This is a genomic window from Faecalibacterium sp. An192 (assembly GCF_002160175.1).
GTDB lineage: Bacteria > Bacillota > Clostridia > Oscillospirales > Ruminococcaceae > Faecalibacterium.
In genome coordinates, this window is the sequence record NZ_NFKB01000119.1 from 1 (window position 1) to 1,847 (window position 1,847).

General features: G+C 63.2%; 2 protein-coding genes. Both read right to left on the reverse strand.

Annotation, left to right across the window (positions count from 1 at the left end):
• Positions 1-154: 154 nt before the first annotated feature.
• Entirely contained in the window at positions 155-1,558 is a 1,404-nt protein-coding gene (locus tag B5F27_RS16130) for an oxaloacetate decarboxylase subunit alpha (protein ID WP_087248951.1), read from the reverse strand.
• Between the two features lie 19 nt (positions 1,559-1,577).
• Positions 1,578-1,847, reverse strand: a 270-nt coding sequence (locus B5F27_RS16135) for a biotin/lipoyl-containing protein (protein WP_087369056.1), incomplete at its 5' end; no start/stop codon positions are given.

Consider the following 1,847-nt stretch of genomic DNA (forward strand, 5'->3'; position numbering starts at 1 on the left):
GTCTGGGTCCAGGGGTCTCCCCTGGTCGTTAGGGAGGGTAGGGAGTCCAGAGGGGGTAGGGAGGGGGAGTCGAAACCCCCTCCCTCCCCCTCTGGGCCCAGCGCAGCGAATCAAGGCCTGAAAGACACAGGCCGTTCACGGTGAGCGACTAAGCTCAAACCGGGTGCGACTTATTGACGTAGTCAGCGTGATCGGCGTCCACGCCCTGCAGTTTGGCGTTGCGCTTGTCGAAGAACTTGGGCGCAACCTGCGGGAACATGGCATAGGTCAGGGCGTCCTCCTCCTGGATGGACCACTTGGCGGCCTCGGCCTTCAGCTTGTCCATTTCGGGCTCCAGGGTATCGGCAAAACGGCAGGTGATGGGCTGCTCGTCGCCCAGGATCTTCTTGGTGAACTCGGCCGAAATGGGAGCCGGGGTCTTGCCGTAGTCGCCATGGACCAGGCCCTTGAACTCCTTGGTCACCATCTTGTACCGCTCGCCCAGAATCACGTTGAACACCGCCTGGGTGCCCACGATCTGGCTGGTGGGGGTGACCAGCGGCGGATAACCGGCGTCCTCACGGACGCGGGGAATCTCGGCCAGCACTTCGTCCAGCTTGTCCTCTTTGCCGGCGTCCTTCAGCTGCTTGAGCATGTTGGAGAACATGCCGCCCGGCACCTGGTACAGCAGGGTGTTGGCGTCCACGCCCAGGCTCTTGGGGCTGATCTGGCCGTTGGCAATGTACTTTTCACGCAGCTTGGCGAAATAATCGCGGACTACGTTCAGCTGGTTCAGGTCCAGGCCGGTGTCGTAGTCGGTGCCCTTCAGGGCGGCCACCAGGCTCTCGGTGGGCATATGGCTGGTGCCCAGGGCCAGGGGGCTCATGGCGGTATCCACAATGTCGGCGCCTGCCTCAATGCCCTTCAGGATGGACATGGAGGCCAGGCCGGCGGTGTAGTGGCTGTGGATATCCACGGGGATCTTGACGGTGGCCTTCAGCTCTTTCACCAGCTCGGCGCAGGTGAAGGGGGTCAGCAGGCCGGCCATATCCTTGATGCAGATGGAGTCTGCGCCCATCTCCTCCAGGGTCTTGGCGTACTTGGCAAAGGCCTCGTTGGTGTGGACGGGGCTCAGAGTGTAGCTGATGCAGCCCTGGACGTGGGCGCCCTCCTTGTTGGCGGCCTTGATGGCGGTCTGGAGGTTGCGGGGATCGTTCAGAGCGTCAAAGATGCGGATGACGTCGATGCCGTTGGCCACCGACTTCTGGACAAAGTACTCCACCGCGTCGTCGGCGTAGGGGCGGTAGCCCAGCATGTTCTGGCCGCGGAACAGCATCTGCAGCTTCTGGTGGGGCAGCTCTTTGCGGAGAATCCGCAGCCGCTCCCAGGGGTCCTCATCCAGGAACCGGATGCAGCTGTCAAAGGTTGCGCCGCCCCAGCATTCCACCGAGAAATAGTTGATCTTGTCCATTTCCGGCAGGATGGGACGCATCTCGTCCATGGTCATCCGGGTGGCCAGCAGGGACTGGTGTGCGTCGCGCAGGACCACCTCGGTGATTTTGATCGGCTTTTTCGCCATAATGTCCACCCTCCCCTAATCAGTTCAGCGTGACCAGCATATCGCCGGAGTTGACCACGTCGCCGCGCTTGACGTCCACGGTGGCGACGGTGCCGTCCTGGGGCGCCACGATCTCGTTCTCCATCTTCATGGCTTCCAGCACCACCAGGGTGTCGCCGGCCTTGACCGAATCACCCGGCTTGACGCGGGTATCCAGGATGTTGCCGGGCATGGGAGCCTTGACGGCCACAGTACCGGCGGGGCCGGCGGGTGCGGCAGGAGCAGCGGGGGCGGGAGCCGGGGCCGGAGC

What these genes read in the sequence shown, in the direction of transcription:
- B5F27_RS16130 (WP_087248951.1), bottom strand. Translation starts at nt 1,558, where the DNA reads ATGGCGAAAAAGCCGATCAAAATCACCGAGGTGGTCCTGCGCGACGCA.